The organism is Thiohalobacter sp. COW1 (genome assembly GCF_016629505.1).
Taxonomy (GTDB): Bacteria; Pseudomonadota; Gammaproteobacteria; order Thiohalobacterales; family Thiohalobacteraceae; genus Thiohalobacter; species Thiohalobacter thiocyanaticus_A.
Genome location: NZ_AP024239.1, coordinates 1,616,229 through 1,632,047 on the forward strand (window position 1 = coordinate 1,616,229; position 15,819 = coordinate 1,632,047).

Sequence of the window (15,819 nt, forward strand, 5' to 3'; positions counted from 1 at the left end):
ACAAGCCAGAACCATCGTTTCGCGGCTGCCGTAGGATGGGTGAAGGCGCTGCGGCGCCGTAACCCATCAGGGGCGTCTCGTACAATGATGGGTTACGCTTCGCTCCACCCATCCTACCTTGCTGGCGTGATGTTCGATGCCTTTGCGCTGTTAATGCAGAGGGCGTTTGTATCGCCGAACCTTGCCGCCCCTCCACCGATCTGTGATGATCCCTGTCGATGGACATCGACCTGCTCAAGACCTTTCTGGAAGTCGAACGGGTGCGCCACTTCGGCCGCGCATCGGAGCGGCTGTACATCACCCAGTCGGCGGTCAGCGCCCGCATCCGCCAGCTGGAGGAACTACTGGGCGTGGAGCTGTTCACCCGCAAGCGCAATGACATTCAGCTCACCCCGGCGGGACGCCGGCTGAAGCAGCACGCCGCCGCCATCATCAACCAGTGGGAGCGTGCCCGGCAGGAAACCGGGCTGGGTGAAGCCTTCCGTGACGCACTGGCCATCGGCGGGCTGGCCGACCTGTGGCCGACGGCGCTGGAGAACTGGCTGGTGCGTCTGCAGCAGGCGCTGCCCGACATCGCCCTGCGGGGCGAGGCCGGCGCCGGGGATGAACTCGTCCACCGGCTGCTGAACGGCGCACTGGATATCGCCTGCGTCTATGATCCGCCGCAGGTATCGGAGTTCACGGTACGGTCGTTGGGCGTGATGGAACTGGTACTGGTCGCGACCGGAACCGACTTGAGCGCTGCCGAAGCGATGGCAGAGAACTACATCCTGGTTGACTGGGGCACGGCCTTTGCGCTGAGCCATGCCCACCACTTCCCCGATCTGCCGGCGCCGGCGGTACACCTGGGCCAGGGGCTGCTGGCGCGCGACCTGCTGCTGCGCCGGCCCGGCGCGGCCTACCTGCCGCGCCAGTGGCTGGAGACGGATCCGCGTTGCGCCGGGCGGCTGCATGTGGTCGCCGACGCCCCGGTACTGGAACGGTCCTGGTACGCCCTCTGGCGCGAGGGCACCGCACGTCAGCCCCTGCTGGACACGGCCATCGAAAATTTCCCGACACCGGGCTGAGGAGGACAGCCTCAGCCCCAGGGATCTTCCAGCATCTGCCGCAGGCGGCGCTCCTCCTGCATGTCCTCGATGCGGCGGCGCCGCTTCAGGTCCACGCCGCGGCCGCCGCCGGCCCCGGCCTGGCTGTCCAGCCCGCCTTCCTCGCTGTCGAGCTGATTGAAGATGTCCTCGAGATCCAGATTCTGCATCGCATTGCCCTCGGTTTCGGCGCCCCGCAACGGCGGGGAATTTGCGATGCTATCTAAGGCCGGACGGAAGAAAATTAAAGCGATTTATTTTCGCCCTGACGATTCATTCTGTTTGTCGATGCGGGCAGCCGCAGCATCATCAGTCCCAACCAGACGGCGCCGTAGAGCAGCGGCTCGCGCACATCGGCCTTGACCAGCCAGTAGTAATGCACCACGCCGAGCAGCGCGATGGGATAGACCAGCCGGTGCAGCCGCTTCCAGTTGCGGCGCAGCAGACGCTGGCTGACCTGATTGGAGGTCAGGGCCAGCGGCAGCAGCAGGGCGTATGCCGTCATGCCAAGCGTGATGAAAGGCCGCTCCAGGATGTCGGCCAGGATCTCGGACCAGAGAAAGAACTGGTCGAACCAGAGATAGGTCATGAGATGCAGGCTGGCGTAGAAGAAGGCGAACAGCCCCAGCATGCGCCGCAGCCGCAGCGGCCACTTCCAGCCGGTGAGCCGCCGCAGCGGGGTCATGGCGAGGGTGATGAGCAGCAGGCGCAGGGTCCAGCTGCCGGTGGCAGCGGTGATGTCCTCGATGGGGTTGGCGCTGAGACGGTCGGTGACGGCCTGCAGGATCAGCCAGGCCAGCGGCAGCAGGCAGAGCAGAAACGTGATGACGCGCTGCCAGAACACGGGAATACCGCCCCGGGGACTAGCCCCCGCTACAGCAACCATTGCCGGCCTGGATGGGCGGACAGGGGACCGTGCCATAGGAGCAGAACAGGCAGCAGTCGCCCGGGCGCGGCCGCAGCAGCGCGGCGCAGCCGGAACACTCGTGATACCACAGGCAGTAATTGTCGGGCATGGTGAGCGTTTCCCGATGCCCGCATTCGGGACAGGTCAGGGTGGAACGGTATTCAATGCCTGCCTGCCGCATCAGAAATGCTTCCTCAGATCCATGCCGCGGTAGAGGTCCGCGACCTCCTCCTCGTAGCCGTTGAACATCAGCGTGGGCCGCTTGAGGAACTCGCCGATGCGTCGCTCCCGGGCCTGACTCCAGCGTGGATGGTCCACGTTCGGATTGACGTTGGAATAGAAGCCGTACTCATCCGGCGCGGCCCGCATCCAGCTGCTCACCGGCTGCTGCTCGACGAAGCGAATCTTCACAATGGACTTGATGCTCTTGAAGCCGTATTTCCAGGGCACCACCAGACGGATGGGCGCACCGTTCTGATTCGGCATCACCTTGCCATACAGCCCCACGGCCAGGATCGTCAGCGGATGCATGGCTTCGTCCATGCGCAGCCCTTCCACGTAGGGCCAGTCGAGGATGCGCCGGCGCTGGCCCGGCATCTGTTCGGGGTCGTACAGGGTCTGGAACTCGATGTATTTCGCATTACTGACCGGCTCGAGGCGCTTGATCAGATCGCGCAGCGGGAAACCCACCCAGGGGATGACCATGGACCAGCCCTCCACGCAGCGCAGCCGGTAAATGCGCTCCTGCAGGTCATGGGGCTTGAGGATGTCCTCCAGGGCGTAGGTGCCGGGTCGGGCGCACTCGCCCTCCACCGTCACCGACCAGGGATCGATCTGCAGCCGGTGGGCATTCTCGGCCGGGTCGCCCTTGCCGGTACCGAATTCGTAGAAATTGTTGTAGGTGGTCACGTCCTCGAAGGGCGTGAGTGCCTCGTCGGTGCTGAACCGGCTCCCGGTGATCGCGTCGGGGAGGCTCACCTTCGCCTCGCTCAGCCGCGCCCAGGTGCCGGTCAGGCCGGTGCCGAACACGGCCAGCCCGGCCTGCATCAGGCGGCGGCGTTCACGGTAGACAGATTCGGGGGTGATGTCGCTGGGCAGGATCCGGTTGGGCATGGCGGTATTCCCTCGGGTGTCGCAGGCGCCAGGCCCTGGTGATGGTCAACGCAGAGGGCGCGGAGACGCAGAGAATTGATATTTCAGACCATTGTCCGCAGATGCCATGGCATAGCGGACAGCCTGCTTTGTTATTTGTCACCGAACCGCGGATAAAGTTCACTTACGCAGGATGGGTGAAGCGAAGCGGAACCCATCATTGACCGGAACCTGATGGGTTACGGCGCTACAGCGCCTTCACCCATCCTACGGCAGTCAATAACATACGAGGACAGTGTTTTCAGTCCACCCACACCCGGGCGTTGCGGAACAGACGCATCCAGGGCGCGTCCTCGCCCCAGTCATCGGGGTGCCAGGAATGCTGCACGGTGCGGAACACCCGCTCGGGGTGCGGCATCATGAGGGTCACGCGGCCGTCGCGGCTGGTCACGCCGGTGATGCCATGGGGCGAACCGTTGGGATTGAAGGGATAGGTCTCGGTGGCGCGGCCGTAATGATCCACATAGCGCAGCGCCATGCCACCCTGCTCCAGCAGCCGCTCACGGTCGCCGGCACGATCGAACTCGGCCCGGCCCTCGCCGTGGGCCACGGCCACCGGCATGCGCGAACCGGCCATGCCGCGCAGCAGGATGGAGGGCGAGTCGCTCACCTCGACCAGCGACAGCCGGGCCTCGAACTGCTCACTGGTGTTGCGCACGAAGCGCGGCCAGTGCTCGCTGCCGGGGATGAGTTCCTTCAGCCCGGCCAGCATCTGGCAGCCGTTGCATACCCCCAGGGCGAAGCTGTCGCTGCGCGCGAAGAAGGCGCTGAACGCGTCGCGCGCACGCGGATTGAACAGGATCGACTTGGCCCAGCCCAGGCCGGCGCCGAGCACGTCGCCGTAGGAGAAGCCGCCGCAGGCCACCAGCCCGCGGAAGCCGGCCAGCGACACCCGCCCGGCGATGACATCGCTCATATGTACATCGACGCAGTCGAAGCCGGCGCGATGGAAGGCCGCCGCCATTTCGATCTGGCCGTTCACGCCCTGCTCGCGCAGGATGGCCATGGCCGGACGCACGCCCCGGTTGATCCAGGGCGCGGCCACATCCTCGGCCGGATCGAAGCTGAGCTCGGCGTGCAGGCCCGGGTTGCCGAGATCCAGCAGGGCATCGAATTCCTGCCGGGCCGTTTCCGGATTGTCGCGCAGCGCCTGCATCCGGTAGCTGGTCTCGGCCCAGGCCCGCTGCAGTTCCACCCGGGAGGCGTTCAGCAGTTCACGGCCGCCGTGATGCACCACCAGGCGATCATTCGCCTCCAGGGTACCGATGCGATGGCTGTAGCGCCCCAAGCCCTGCTGATGCAGCAGTTCACGCACCGCGGCTGCATCCGCCTGCCGCACCTGGATCACGGCGCCCAGTTCCTCATTGAACAATGCTGCCAGCGGCTCGGTGCCCACGGCATCCAACTCGATGGCCAGACCGGTGCGGCCGGCGAAGGCCATCTCGCACAGGGTGGTCAGCAGGCCGCCGTCGGAACGATCGTGGTAGGCCAGCAGCCGGCCCTCCCGGTTCAGTGTCTGGATCGCGCCGAAGAAGGCCTTGAGCGCGTCCGGATCGTCCAGGTCCGGGGCATGGTGGCCGACCTGTTTGTAGACCTGGGCCAGCGCCGAACCGGCCAGGCGATTGCGGCCCTTGCCCAGGTCGATGAGGATGAGTTCGGTCGCGCCCTGATCGGTGCGCAGCTGCGGGGTCAGGGTGCGGCGCGCATCCTCGACCGGCGCGAAGGCGGAGACGATCAGTGACAGCGGCGCGGTCACGCTGTGTGGTTGCCCGTCCTGCTCCCAGACCGTCTTCATGGACAGCGAATCCTTGCCCACCGGAATGGCGATGCCCAGCCGCGGGCACAGTTCCCGGCCCACCGCCTCGACGGTGTTGAACAGATTGGCATCCTCACCCGGGTGCCCGGCCGGGGCCATCCAGTTGGCCGACAGGCGCAGCTGCGACAGTTCGCCGATGGCCGCGCCGGCGAGGTTGGTGATGGCCTCGCCCACCGCCATGCGCCCGGAGGCCGGGCCATCGACCAGGGCCACCGGGGTACGCTCGCCCATGGCCACGGCCTCGCCGGTGAAGGCGTAGTGATCGGTGGTGGTGACAGCGGCGTCGGCCACCGGCACCTGCCAGGGCCCGACCATCTGGTCGCGCGCGACCAGGCCGGTGACGGTGCGATCGCCGATGGTGATGAGAAAGGCCTTGCTCGCCACGGTGGGCAGGCGCAGCACCCGCAGGGCGGCTTCCAGCGGATCGATCCCGACGGGGTCGAAGTCGGGCTTGCGGAAGGTGCGATGATGCACGTCCCGCAGCATCCGCGGCGGCTTGCCCAGGATCAGCCCCAGCGGCACCTCCACGGGAGCATTGTCGAACTCGCCGTCGCCGACGATCAGGTCCTGGTCCTCGGTGGCCTCGCCCACCACGGCATAGGGGCAGCGTTCGCGCTCGCACAGGGCCTGGAAGGCCTCCAGGTGCTCCGGCGCGACGGCCAGTACATAACGCTCCTGCGACTCGTTGCACCAGATCTGCATGGGCGTCATGCCGGGTTCGTCGACCGGGAAGTTGCGCAGCTCGAATCGCCCGCCGCGGCCGCTGTCGTTGACCAGTTCCGGCAGGGCATTGGACACGCCGCCGGCGCCGACGTCGTGGATGGACAGGATGGGATTGTCCGCGCCCATGGCCCAGCAGCGGTCGATCACCTCCTGGGCCCGACGCTGCATCTCGGGGTTGCCGCGCTGCACCGAGGCGAAGTCCAGATCCTCGGCGCTCACACCACTGTCCATGCTGGAGGCCGCGCCGCCGCCCAGGCCGATGAGCATGGCCGGTCCGCCCAGCACAATGATCTGGGCGCCGGGCGGGATATCCTGCTTGTCGATATGCTCGGGGCGGATGTTGCCGTAGCCGCCGGCCAGCATGATGGGCTTGTGGTAACCGCGGATTTCCTCGCCGTCCGGACCCGGCACCTTCTCCTCGAAGCTGCGGAAGTAGCCGCACAGGTTGGGCCGGCCGAACTCGTTGTTGAAGGCCGCCGCGCCCAGCGGCCCCTCGATCATGATGTCCAGCGCCGAGACGATGCGCCCGGGACGGCCGTGATCGGTCTCCCAGGGCTGTTCGAAGCCGGGAATGCGCAGGTTGGACACGGAGAAACCGCACAGCCCGGCCTTGGGCTTGCCGCCGCGGCCGGTCGCGCCCTCGTCGCGGATCTCGCCCCCGGCGCCGGTCGCCGCCCCCGGAAAGGGCGAGATGGCGGTGGGATGATTGTGGGTCTCGACCTTCATCAGGATGTGCGCCGGCCCGGTGTGCTCGCTGTAGCGGCCGTCGGCATCCGGATACAGCCGCCGCCCTTCCCAGCCCTCGATCACGGCCGAGTTGTCGTGATAGGCCGACAGCACCCCGTCGGGGCTGGCCCGGTGGGTCTCGCGGATCATGTCGAACAGGGATTCCTCGCGCGCCTTGCCGTCGATCACCCAGTTGGCGTTGAAGATCTTGTGCCGGCAATGCTCGGAATTGGCCTGGGCGAACATCATCAGCTCGACGTCGCTGGGATTGCGGTTGAGCGCATTGAAGCTCTCGACCAGGTAGTCGATCTCGTCTTCCGACAGGGCCAGGCCGAGTTCACGATTGGCGGTCTCCAGCGCGGGCCGGCCGCCGCCGAGGATGTCGACACGCTCGAAGGAACGCGGGTCGGCGCTGCGGAACAGGCCCTCGGCCTCTTCGAAGCTCTCCAGCACCGACTCGGTCATGCGGTCGTGAATCAGTTCCAGGAAGCGCCGGCGCGGCTCACCCTCCAGCGGCCGGTCACCGGGGGTGAGCACCTGGTAAGAGATGCCGCGCTCGATGCGGTGAACCCGGTCCAGGCCGCAGTTGTGGGCGATGTCGGTGGCCTTGGAGGCCCAGGGCGAGATGGTGCCCAGACGCGGGACCACCAGAAACAACTGGGCGCCGGCGGGCACGGCCGGCGCGCGCGGGCCGTACTCCAGCAGCCGTTCCAGCCGACGCTGCTCGGACGCGTCCAGGTGCTGTTCCAGATCGACGAAATGCTGGTAGCGGGTGTGCAGGGCCTCCAGTGCGATGCCCGCCTCCCGGGCGCGCTCCAGCAGCTTGTCGGTACGGAAGGCGGAAAGTGCCGGGGCGCCGGGCAGGTGCAGCATGGAGGCCTCTGGATCTGCGGGTTCGGGAAGCGGCAAATGATACTGAAACAGCTGCTCCGGGGCCAGTGAGGCTGGTGCGGAGAAGGGTAGGATGGGTGGAGCAAAGCGCAACCCATCATTGGTAGGTGGTCCGTGATGGGTTACGGCGCCACGAGGCGCCTCCACCCATCCTACGCCGCCCGGTGGGGGATCACTCCAGCGTGCGCCAGTCGAACCCGCCGTCCTGGCAGGCCAGGCTGTAGTCGAGCCTGCCGTCGAAGGCGTCCAGCTGTTCGCGCACCCGCTCGGGGGCGTTGTTCTTCTCGCTCAGGTGCGCGGCCACCAGGTGTTGCAGCGGGCCCAGTTCGATCTGTTCCAGCAGTCGCCGGGCCTGGTGATTGTTGAGGTGGCCATAGTCGCCACCGACCCGGCGCTTGAGGGCGGGCGGGTAGCTGCCCCGGGCGAGCATCTCCGGATCGTGGTTGAACTCGAGCACCAGGGCGTCACAGCCCTGGAGGGTGGAAACGATGTGCGGCGTCAGGCTGCCGCAGTCGGTGAGCAGACCGAGTCGGTGACGGCCGCTGTGGAACAGGAACTGGCAGGGTTCGCGGGCATCATGCGGGACCGGATAGGGCTGGACCTGGATATCGCCCACATGAAAATCGGTGTAACCGGCGATCGCATGCAGCGGCGGCAGATCACCCTCAGGCAGGGCGGCGGCGGTGCCGTGCGTCATCCAGACCGGGATGGCGTGGCGGCGGGCGAAGGGCAGCACGCCGCGGATGTGGTCACTGTGTTCATGCGTGACCAGGATGGCCGAGAGTTCTTCCGGGCTGCGACCCAGCCGCGTCAGACGCTTCTCTGTCTCGGTGATGGAGAACCCGCAGTCGACCATGAGGCAGGTCGAGCCGGCCTCGACCAGCATGGCGTTGCCGCGGCTGCCGCTGCCCAGGGACGCGAAACGCATGACCGGAACCGGCTCCCCTCCCCTACTTGAGCTGTTCTTCCAGCAGCGTCAGGATGCGGGCCGCGGTCTGCGAATTGTCGCGCCTGCCTTCCAGGTCGCGCACGATCACGTTGGTCTGCGCCCCGCTTGCGAGCAGCTGGATCTGGTACTGGGCCTCGCGGTCGATCGGCTCGTCATCGCTCCAGAAGGCCAGCCGCGAGAGCAGACCCTCGCCCTCCTGCTGCTTGAGCGGATCATTGTAGCGCACGTAATAGATGCCCTCGGAACGGTTGCGGTCCTCGACAGTGAACCCGACCCGGTCCAGCGCCAGGCCGGTACGGCGCCAGGCGCGGGAGAAGTCGTCGGCCAGCCGCAGTTCGACCTCACCGGTGTTGGTACGGATCAACTGGGCGCGCACCGCCGGGGTTTCCTGCGACTGCTGCGCCATGCGGGTCCTGGCGCGTTCTTCTTCCACGCCCATGTAGACCATCAGCCGCTGCAGCATTTCGGCCTCCAGCGCCGGATCGCTCGGACGCGGCTTCCAGACAGTGTTGCCGTCCTGGTCCGGTGTGCCCTCGATCACCTCTTCCACCCCTTGGTGGGTCAGATAGACCTCGGTGACGCCGGGTTCGCTGCCGCGCTCGAGACGCACCCGGAACTTGTCGCGGGTCGACGCCGAATAGGCGAAATCCATGACCTTGCCCAGGGTACGGCGAATCGGTCCCTGCGGAATGTCGGCGCGATTCTCGGCCCATTCGGTCTCCAGGATGCCCACACGCGGATCCTCCACCGTCAGCAGGAAACCATTCTGAACCCAGAAATCGCGTACCCGCGGCCAGACCTGTTCGGCCGGGGCCTGCACCACCAGCCAGCGCTGCTCGCCATCCTGGCGCACCTCGATATTCTCCGACCGGGGCAGCACCCCGGCCTCGGACGGCCGGGTGGTGCGGGCCTCGGTCTCGTACTCGGACAGGGTCGCCGAGGGGATCACCAGGCTGTCCTCGATCTCGCTGGAGCGCAGGTCCGGGGGCAGTTCCAGGGTGGGCTCCTGGCGGCTCTGTTTGTAATCGGCTTTTTCCCCCGGCATGTATTCCCGGACCGTGCTGCAGGCGGTCAGCATCAGGGCGGCCGTTACAGCGGCCAGGCTACGCGAGGCAAGAGACAGTTTCATGTAAGCAACCCGAGTTGAATGATAAGTCATGCTTCAGTCCACAACGCCGGCCCGGCGCAGGGCTTCGGTCACCTGCTCGCGGTAGGGTTCGGACAGCGGCGTGAGCGGCAGCCGGATGCCGGCCGGGATCAGGCCCATCCTGTACAGTGCCCATTTGACCGGGATGGGATTGGCCTCCAGGAACAGGGCATGATGCAGCCCGTCCAGCCGGTCGTTGATGCGCGTGGCCGCGTCCCGGTCACCGCCACGGGCGGCCACGCACATGGCATGCATGTCCGCCGGCGCCACATTGGCGGTGACCGAGATCACGCCCTGCCCGCCCTGCAGCATGAATTCCATGCCGGTGGGGTCGTCGCCGCTATACAGGTCGATGCGGTCACCGCAGCGTTCACGCAGGTCCCGCAGCCGGTCCAGATCGCCGGTGGCATCCTTCAGACCGACGATGTTGGAGATGTGCGACAGCCGCTCGACCGTGTCGGGCAGCATGTCGCAGGCGGTACGTCCGGGGACATTATAAAGGATCTGCGGGATCGGCACGGCCTCGGCGATGGCCTTGTGGTGCAGGTACAGCCCCTCCTGGGTGGGCTTGTTGTAATAGGGGGTGACCAGGAGGCAGGCATCGGCCCCGGCCTGCAGGGCGCATCGGGTCAGGCTGATGGCCTCGGTGGTGGAGTTGGCGCCGGTACCGGCAATGATCGGGATGCGCCCGGCCGCCAGTTCCACGGTGCGGCGGATCACCTCGCAGTGCTCGTCCTCGTCGAGGGTGGCGGACTCCCCGGTCGTACCCACGGCCACGATGCCGTCGGTGCCATGTTCGATATGAAATTCAACCAGTTTCGCCAGGCTGGTGTAGTCGACCGCCCCGTCCTCGTGCATCGGGGTCACCAGCGCGACCATGCTGCCATGGAACATGCAACTCACTCCGCAAGCCTGTGTCGGGACCCGGGTCGGGATACCCCTGAAACCGCCACATACTACTGGTCCGCCCCGGTGCTGACAAGGCGACGACGCCGTAGTGGCAATGCACGCCGGCTCTAAAGTATTCTTGGCCGAAAAGGTGAGAGAAGATGAGCGAAGAAGAGCAAGCCCCCCTGCGCGAAATCCGCATCAACCCCATCGTTCCGAGTGAGTCCGTTCTGGTGGCCACCGCCCGCGCCATGCGCCCGCGCAAGGACGAGGAACCGGCCCCGCGCGACACCCGCCGTCACGTCGAGCGCTGTCCCTTCTGTCAGGGCAACGAGGCCATGACCCCGCCGACCATCATGGCGGTGCCCAGCGAGGAGAACTGGCAGATCCGCATGGTGGAAAACCTGTACCCGGTGCTGGGCGAGACCGCCGGCGGCGGACTCACCTTCGGCCTGCAGCAGGCCATCGACGGCTATGGCCGCCACGAGGTGATCATCGACAACGCCGTCCACGGCATCGCCATCCACGAAATGACCGAAGAACACCTGGCCCTGCTGTTCGGTGTCTACCGCGACCGCATGGCCCAGCTCTACGCCTCCGATGCGCGCATCCGCTACGTGCTCGCCTTCAAGAACTTCGGCCCGGCGGCCGGCGCGAGCATCGCCCACACCCACAGCCAGATCATCGCCATGCCGGTTGTGCCCGAGAACCTGCACAACGAGCTGCTCAACAGCCGCGCGCATCACCGGAAATACCACCAGTGCATCTTCTGTTCGCTGATCGATGAGGCGCTGACCTTCGAGGCCACCATCTACGACCGCGTCTCGGGCGAGATCCGGCGCAAGATCAACGTCGGCCAGTACGTGGTCGAACGCGGCGAGCATTTCATCGCCATCAAGCCCTTCGCCAGCCGCTACGAATGGGAGGTGCATATCCTGCCGCTGCAGCACGACAGCGACTTCCTCAATATCACGGACGCTCAACGGGCCGATCTGGCACGGGTGATGCGCCGCACCATGGCGCGGCTCGATGCGGTGGTCGGCGGCGTGCAGTACAATTACTTCCTGCACTCGCTGCCGCGCAGCGAGGCCTATGCCGACTGCCAGTCCGGTTTCCACTGGCACCTGGAGATCTGCCCGCGGACCAGCATCCCGACCGGCTTCGAACTCGGCTCGGGGCTGTTCGTCAATACCATCAGCCCGGAAGACGCCGCCCAACAGCTACGTGAGGTCACCCTGGAATCATGAGCACCCATCTCGTCATCTCCGCCCTGGGCGCCGACCAGCCCGGCATCGTCGACGAACTGACCCGTTGCATCTACGATTACGGCGGCAGTGTCGCCGACAGCCGCATGACCGTGCTGGGCGGGGATTTTGCCGTGATGCTGCTGGTGACCGGAAACTGGAATTCCATTGCCAAGCTCGAGGACCAGCTGCCGCAGCTGGGCGAGAAGCTCGGCCTGACCGTGAGCCTGCGCCGCACGGAGGAGCGCCAGTACAGTCGCGACACCCTGCCCTATGTGGTCGAGGTGGTCGCCATGGACAATCCCGGCATCGTGCACAACCTGGCCCACTTCTTCTCTGCCCGCAACATCAATATCCAGGACCTGAACACCAGTAGCTATGCCGCTCCCCACACCGGCACGCCCATGTTTGCCGTGCATATGACGGTGCAGATCCCGGCCAAGCAGCACATCTCCAGCCTGCGGGAGGAATTCATGGATTTCTGCGACCAGCTGAACCTGGACGCCATCATCGAACCGGCCAAGGGCTGAAGGAGGCAGCATGAGCGTCACCGTCGGCAAGAAGGTCCGTGACTTCACCCTGCCCATGACGGGCGACCAGACCTTCAAACTCTCCGATTGCAGGGGAAAGAACGTGGTGTTGTATTTCTACCCCAAGGACAGCACACCGGGCTGCACCACCGAGGGTCAGGACTTTCGCGACAGTTACAGCAAATTCAAACGCCAGAAAACCCTGATCTTCGGCATCTCGCGCGACAGCCTGAAAAGCCACGATAACTTCAAGGACAAGCACGAGTTCCCCTTCGAACTGCTGTCCGACACCGAGGAAAAGGCCTGCAACCAGTTCGACGTGACCAGGGAAAAGAACATGTACGGCAAAAAGGTGATGGGCATCGAACGCAGCACCTTTCTCATCGACGAGCAGGGGGTACTCCGGCAGGAGTGGCGCAAGGTCAGGGTCAAGGGCCATGTCGATGAAGTCCTGGAAGCGGTGAAAGACCTTTGACAGGAGTTGATTGTCCACATTGAACACCACAACGCTCAGGCCTGAATACGTCATTCCGGCGCAGGCCGGAATCCAGAAGGATGATCCGCGTGTGCGGTTGCTGGATCCCGGCCTGCGCCGGGATGACGGACAATCACACCTGTCACCACTGATAAAACCGAAGCCTCTTTCCTATGCCAGATAAACGCCTGTTCGTGCTCGACACCAACGTCCTCATGCACGACCCGACCGCACTGTTCCGGTTTCAGGAACACGACATCTTCCTGCCCATGGTGGTACTGGAAGAGCTCGATGCCGGCAAGAAAGGGGTCACCGAAGTGGCCCGCAACGTGCGCCAGGTCAACCGCTTCCTCGATGAACTGACCTGCGATGCGGCACATGAAGACATCGAGCGCGGACTGCAACTGTCACAGCGCCCGTTCGACACCAATGGCCACGGCCTGGACGCCTCCGGCGTTCTGTACCTGCAGACCCGCAGCCTTCCCTTCGAACTGCCTGCCGCTCTGCCCGGCAATGTCCCGGACAACAACATTCTCGGCACCGCCCTGGCCCTGCAGCAGGAGCAGTCCGATGCACGGGTTACGTTGGTATCCAAGGACATCAACCTGCGCATCAAGGCGGCCATCCTCGGCATTCATGCCGAGGACTACTACAACGACCAGGTGCTGGATGACGTCAATCTGCTCTACAAGGGGATGGCCGAGCTGCCGGGCGATTTCTGGGACAGAATCGGCGATCGGATGGATTCCTGGCAGGACAACGGCCGCAGTCTGTATCGCATCAATGACGCAATGACACAGGACTGGCACCTGAACCAGGGCGTCTACCTGCCGGGCGATAACGAGTTCGAGGCCATGGTGCGCGAACGCGACACGGACAGCGCCGTCGTCGAGGTACTGCGCGACTACCGCAAACCCAATCACTCGGTCTGGGGCATCACCGCCCGCAACCGGGAACAGAACTTCGCGCTCAACCTGCTGATGGACCCGGATATCGATTTCGTCACCCTGGTGGGACAGGCCGGCAGCGGCAAGACCCTGCTGACCCTGGCCGCTGCGCTCACCCTGACGCTGGACGAAAAGCATTTCAGCGAGATCATCATGACCCGGGTGACGGTCCCGGTGGGCGAGGACATCGGCTTTCTGCCCGGCACCGAGGAGGAGAAGATGACGCCCTGGATGGGCGCGCTGATGGACAACCTGGAAGTGCTGACTCAGTCGGATGCCGCCGGCGAATGGGGGCGGGCCGCGACCAACGATCTGCTGCACCGGCGCATCAGGATCCATTCCCTGAACTTCATGCGCGGACGCACCTTTCTGAACAAGTTCCTCATCATCGACGAGGCTCAGAACCTGACCTCCAAGCAGATGAAGACACTGATCACCCGCGCCGGCCCCGGCACCAAGGTGGTGTGCCTGGGCAACGTGGCCCAGATCGATACCCCCTACCTGACCGAGACCACCTCCGGCCTGACCTACGTGGTCGACCGGTTCAAGGGCTGGGGTTACGGCGGGCACGTCACCCTGCGCCAGGGCGAGCGTTCACGGCTGGCGGATTACGCCTCGGAGAATCTCTGATCTTCTGCGGCATGAACGCAGAGGGCACAGAGACACGGAGGCGCAGAGATATAAATAACGTAGATTGTAGGTTGGGTTAGCCCGTTAGGGCGTAACCCAACAATGCGCGGCCTGTGTTGGGTTACGTCGCGATTGCGACTAACCCAACCTACCTGATGATTTTTTCGTTTCCTCTGCGTTACTCACCGCCACTGCCAACCGCCTCGGGCTCGGATTCCCTGCGCGGCCAGGCCTTAAGCACGGCCTGCACCAGGGTGGCCAGCGGAATGGCGAAGAATATGCCCCAGAAGCCCCAGATGCCGCCGAATACCAGCACCGCGACGATGATCGCCACCGGATGCAGGTCCACCACCTCGGAAAACAGCAGCGGCACCAGCACATTGCCGTCCAGGGCCTGGATCACGGCATAGGCCGCCAGCACGTAGAAGAACTCACTCCCCCACCCCCACTGGAAGTAGGCGATCAGCGCAATCGGCACCGTCACCACGGCCGCGCCGATGTAGGGGATGATCACCGACAGACCGACCAGGGTACTGAGCAGCACGGCATACTGCAGACCCATCAGGGTGAAGGTGGCATAGGTGACGCCGCCGACGATGAAGATCTCCCAGATCTTGCCGCGAATGTAGTTGCCGATCTGGGCATTGACATCGTGCCAGACGGCGGTGGACAGATGCCGCTCGCGCGGCAGGTAGGAGGCCAGCCAGCCGATGATGCGGGCCTTGTCCTTGAGAAAGAAGAACACCAGCACCGGCACCAGGATCAGATACACCAGCAGATAGATCAGGCTGACCAGCGAGGCCACCGACAGCGACAGCACCTGCTGACCCATGCTGCCCAGTTCGGTTCGGATCGCCGCCATGAATTCGCGGATCTGCTCGTCGGTGACGAAGTTGGGATAACGCTCGGGAAGCTTGAGCAGCATCGCCTGGCCGCGACTGACCATGTCTGGCAGCTGTTGCACCAGCTGGGTGAGCTGGAAGGAGAGTCGTGGGATGATGCCGAAAAAGGCGAACAGCAGGAACAGCATGAAGGCGATGAACACCGCCAGCACGGCCCAGGTTCGACCGATATGCCGTTCCAGCGGCATGACCAGGCCGTCCAGCAGATAAGCGATCACCACGCCGGCCAGTACTGGAGCCAGCATCCGCCCCATGGTCAGCACCACGGCGAAGCCGACAATCAGAAACAGCGCGAGGATGACGACCTGCGGGTCGGAGAAATAGCGCCGGAACCAGTTGCGGATGATGTCCATGGGCGGGGATTCAGGACCAGCGCTCGAGATAGGCCTGGTAGTGCTCCTCGAACACGGTCTCCAGCCGGTCGATCACCTCCTCGGCCGCCTTGCCGTACATAACATGCTCGGTCACCAGCGGCGAGGTCTCGTTGAGCAGCTTGTTCTTGTCCAGCATGTAATAGCTTTCGGACAGACGCTTGACCGCCTTGATGACGGATTCGGACTCCGGCCGCGGGATCGGTTTCGGGGTCTCGGGCGACAGCGGTTCGGCCGGCTCGGTCGCCACGGGCAGCGCGGGTCGGGTCGCCGGCTGGCCCGCGAGGAACTCGGCGTAACGGATCAGGGCGTGGCGGTCGGCCTCGCCCAGTTCCCGGAACAGTTCCGTCAACCTGGCTTCATCTGCAGACATGTTCTCTCTTAAGCAGCTTCCAGAACCTGTAGGATGGGTGAAGGCGCGCCGCGCCGCAACCCA

The 15,819-nt window shown here is 65.0% G+C and carries 15 protein-coding genes; 5 read left to right on the plus strand and 10 right to left on the minus strand.

Features of this window, described 5'->3' with window-relative positions; all coding sequences use genetic code 11:
* Nucleotides 1-218: 218 nt before the first annotated feature.
* Nucleotides 219-1,067 carry a LysR family transcriptional regulator gene (locus COW1_RS07510; protein ID WP_096365634.1) on the plus strand — a complete coding sequence of 283 codons (849 nt, stop codon included), beginning with the start codon at nt 219-221 and terminating at the stop codon, nt 1,065-1,067.
* Between the two features lie 11 nt (nt 1,068-1,078).
* Here COW1_RS07510 and COW1_RS07515 read toward each other — a convergent pair whose 3' ends face one another.
* The 8 genes from COW1_RS07515 to dapA all read right to left on the minus strand — a co-directional run bounded on the left by COW1_RS07515 (nt 1,079) and on the right by dapA (nt 10,290).
* The gene (locus COW1_RS07515; RefSeq protein WP_157745404.1) at nt 1,079-1,255 is read right to left on the minus strand and encodes a PA3496 family putative envelope integrity protein; all 177 of its coding nucleotides are present in this window, start codon (nt 1,253-1,255) and stop codon (nt 1,079-1,081) included.
* A 74-nt stretch (nt 1,256-1,329) separates the two neighbouring features.
* Nucleotides 1,330-1,971, minus strand: a complete 642-nt coding sequence (locus tag COW1_RS07520) for a protein-methionine-sulfoxide reductase heme-binding subunit MsrQ (protein ID WP_096365630.1) — start codon at nt 1,969-1,971, stop codon at nt 1,330-1,332.
* Nucleotides 1,949-2,173, minus strand: coding sequence for a GDCCVxC domain-containing (seleno)protein (locus COW1_RS17005; protein ID WP_242466517.1), 225 nt, complete (start codon nt 2,171-2,173; stop codon nt 1,949-1,951). The genes COW1_RS07520 and COW1_RS17005 overlap by 23 nt, the downstream gene beginning before the upstream one ends.
* Nucleotides 2,173-3,105: a protein-methionine-sulfoxide reductase catalytic subunit MsrP gene (msrP, locus tag COW1_RS07525; RefSeq protein ID WP_201345915.1), complete on the minus strand. Its 933-nt coding sequence runs from the start codon at nt 3,103-3,105 to the stop codon at nt 2,173-2,175. Before msrP ends, COW1_RS17005 begins: the two co-directional genes overlap by 1 nt.
* Nucleotides 3,106-3,385: 280 nt before the next feature.
* A complete protein-coding gene (purL, locus tag COW1_RS07530) occupies nt 3,386-7,282 on the minus strand; it encodes a phosphoribosylformylglycinamidine synthase (RefSeq protein WP_201345916.1) in 3,897 nt (1,298 codons plus the stop codon).
* A gap of 190 nt (nt 7,283-7,472) precedes the next feature.
* Nucleotides 7,473-8,228, minus strand: a complete 756-nt coding sequence (locus tag COW1_RS07535) for an MBL fold metallo-hydrolase (protein WP_096365624.1) — start codon at nt 8,226-8,228, stop codon at nt 7,473-7,475.
* Between the two features lie 22 nt (nt 8,229-8,250).
* Entirely contained in the window at nt 8,251-9,378 is a 1,128-nt protein-coding gene (bamC, locus tag COW1_RS07540; RefSeq protein ID WP_197703009.1) for an outer membrane protein assembly factor BamC, read from the minus strand.
* Nucleotides 9,379-9,411: 33 nt separating this feature from the next.
* A complete protein-coding gene (gene dapA, locus COW1_RS07545) occupies nt 9,412-10,290 on the minus strand; it encodes a 4-hydroxy-tetrahydrodipicolinate synthase (protein WP_096365622.1) in 879 nt (292 codons plus the stop codon).
* 155 nt (nt 10,291-10,445) lie between these two features.
* Here dapA and COW1_RS07550 point away from each other — a divergent pair, with 155 nt between their 5' ends.
* The 4 genes from COW1_RS07550 to COW1_RS07565 all read left to right on the plus strand — a co-directional run bounded on the left by COW1_RS07550 (nt 10,446) and on the right by COW1_RS07565 (nt 14,110).
* A complete protein-coding gene (locus COW1_RS07550) occupies nt 10,446-11,531 on the plus strand; it encodes a DUF4931 domain-containing protein (protein WP_096365620.1) in 1,086 nt (361 codons plus the stop codon).
* A complete protein-coding gene (locus COW1_RS07555; RefSeq protein WP_096365618.1) occupies nt 11,528-12,058 on the plus strand; it encodes a glycine cleavage system protein R in 531 nt (176 codons plus the stop codon). Before COW1_RS07550 ends, COW1_RS07555 begins: the two co-directional genes overlap by 4 nt.
* Before the next feature lie 10 nt (nt 12,059-12,068).
* Nucleotides 12,069-12,533 carry a peroxiredoxin gene (locus COW1_RS07560; protein ID WP_201345917.1) on the plus strand — a complete coding sequence of 155 codons (465 nt, stop codon included), beginning with the start codon at nt 12,069-12,071 and terminating at the stop codon, nt 12,531-12,533.
* A gap of 173 nt (nt 12,534-12,706) precedes the next feature.
* Complete coding sequence (locus COW1_RS07565; protein ID WP_096365614.1) at nt 12,707-14,110, plus strand: PhoH family protein; 1,404 nt, start codon at nt 12,707-12,709, stop codon at nt 14,108-14,110.
* Nucleotides 14,111-14,288: 178 nt separating this feature from the next.
* Here COW1_RS07565 and COW1_RS07570 read toward each other — a convergent pair whose 3' ends face one another.
* Together COW1_RS07570 and COW1_RS07575 are read right to left on the minus strand one after the other, a co-directional pair.
* Entirely contained in the window at nt 14,289-15,365 is a 1,077-nt protein-coding gene (locus COW1_RS07570; RefSeq protein ID WP_096365612.1) for an AI-2E family transporter, read from the minus strand.
* A gap of 10 nt (nt 15,366-15,375) precedes the next feature.
* Nucleotides 15,376-15,756 (minus strand): Crp/Fnr family transcriptional regulator, encoded by a 381-nt coding sequence (locus tag COW1_RS07575; protein ID WP_096365610.1) that lies wholly within the window; start codon nt 15,754-15,756, stop codon nt 15,376-15,378.
* Between the last annotated feature and the right edge of the window lie 63 nt (nt 15,757-15,819).

Excerpts from the sequence above, each read along its gene's own strand:
- COW1_RS07550 (WP_096365620.1), top strand. The coding sequence starts at position 10,446 with ATGAGCGAAGAAGAGCAAGCCCCCCTGCGCGAAATCCGCATCAACCCC.
- purL (WP_201345916.1), bottom strand. The coding sequence starts at position 7,282 with ATGCTGCACCTGCCCGGCGCCCCGGCACTTTCCGCCTTCCGTACCGAC.
- COW1_RS07535 (WP_096365624.1), bottom strand. The coding sequence starts at position 8,228 with ATGCGTTTCGCGTCCCTGGGCAGCGGCAGCCGCGGCAACGCCATGCTG.
- COW1_RS07515 (WP_157745404.1), bottom strand. The coding sequence starts at position 1,255 with ATGCAGAATCTGGATCTCGAGGACATCTTCAATCAGCTCGACAGCGAG.
- COW1_RS07570 (WP_096365612.1), bottom strand. The coding sequence starts at position 15,365 with ATGGACATCATCCGCAACTGGTTCCGGCGCTATTTCTCCGACCCGCAG.
- dapA (WP_096365622.1), bottom strand. The coding sequence starts at position 10,290 with ATGTTCCATGGCAGCATGGTCGCGCTGGTGACCCCGATGCACGAGGAC.
- COW1_RS07555 (WP_096365618.1), top strand. The coding sequence starts at position 11,528 with ATGAGCACCCATCTCGTCATCTCCGCCCTGGGCGCCGACCAGCCCGGC.
- COW1_RS17005 (WP_242466517.1), bottom strand. The coding sequence starts at position 2,173 with ATGCGGCAGGCAGGCATTGAATACCGTTCCACCCTGACCTGTCCCGAA.
- COW1_RS07560 (WP_201345917.1), top strand. The coding sequence starts at position 12,069 with ATGAGCGTCACCGTCGGCAAGAAGGTCCGTGACTTCACCCTGCCCATG.
- COW1_RS07575 (WP_096365610.1), bottom strand. The coding sequence starts at position 15,756 with ATGTCTGCAGATGAAGCCAGGTTGACGGAACTGTTCCGGGAACTGGGC.
- COW1_RS07520 (WP_096365630.1), bottom strand. The coding sequence starts at position 1,971 with ATGGTTGCTGTAGCGGGGGCTAGTCCCCGGGGCGGTATTCCCGTGTTC.
- msrP (WP_201345915.1), bottom strand. The coding sequence starts at position 3,105 with ATGCCCAACCGGATCCTGCCCAGCGACATCACCCCCGAATCTGTCTAC.
- COW1_RS07510 (WP_096365634.1), top strand. The coding sequence starts at position 219 with ATGGACATCGACCTGCTCAAGACCTTTCTGGAAGTCGAACGGGTGCGC.
- COW1_RS07565 (WP_096365614.1), top strand. The coding sequence starts at position 12,707 with ATGCCAGATAAACGCCTGTTCGTGCTCGACACCAACGTCCTCATGCAC.
- bamC (WP_197703009.1), bottom strand. The coding sequence starts at position 9,378 with ATGAAACTGTCTCTTGCCTCGCGTAGCCTGGCCGCTGTAACGGCCGCC.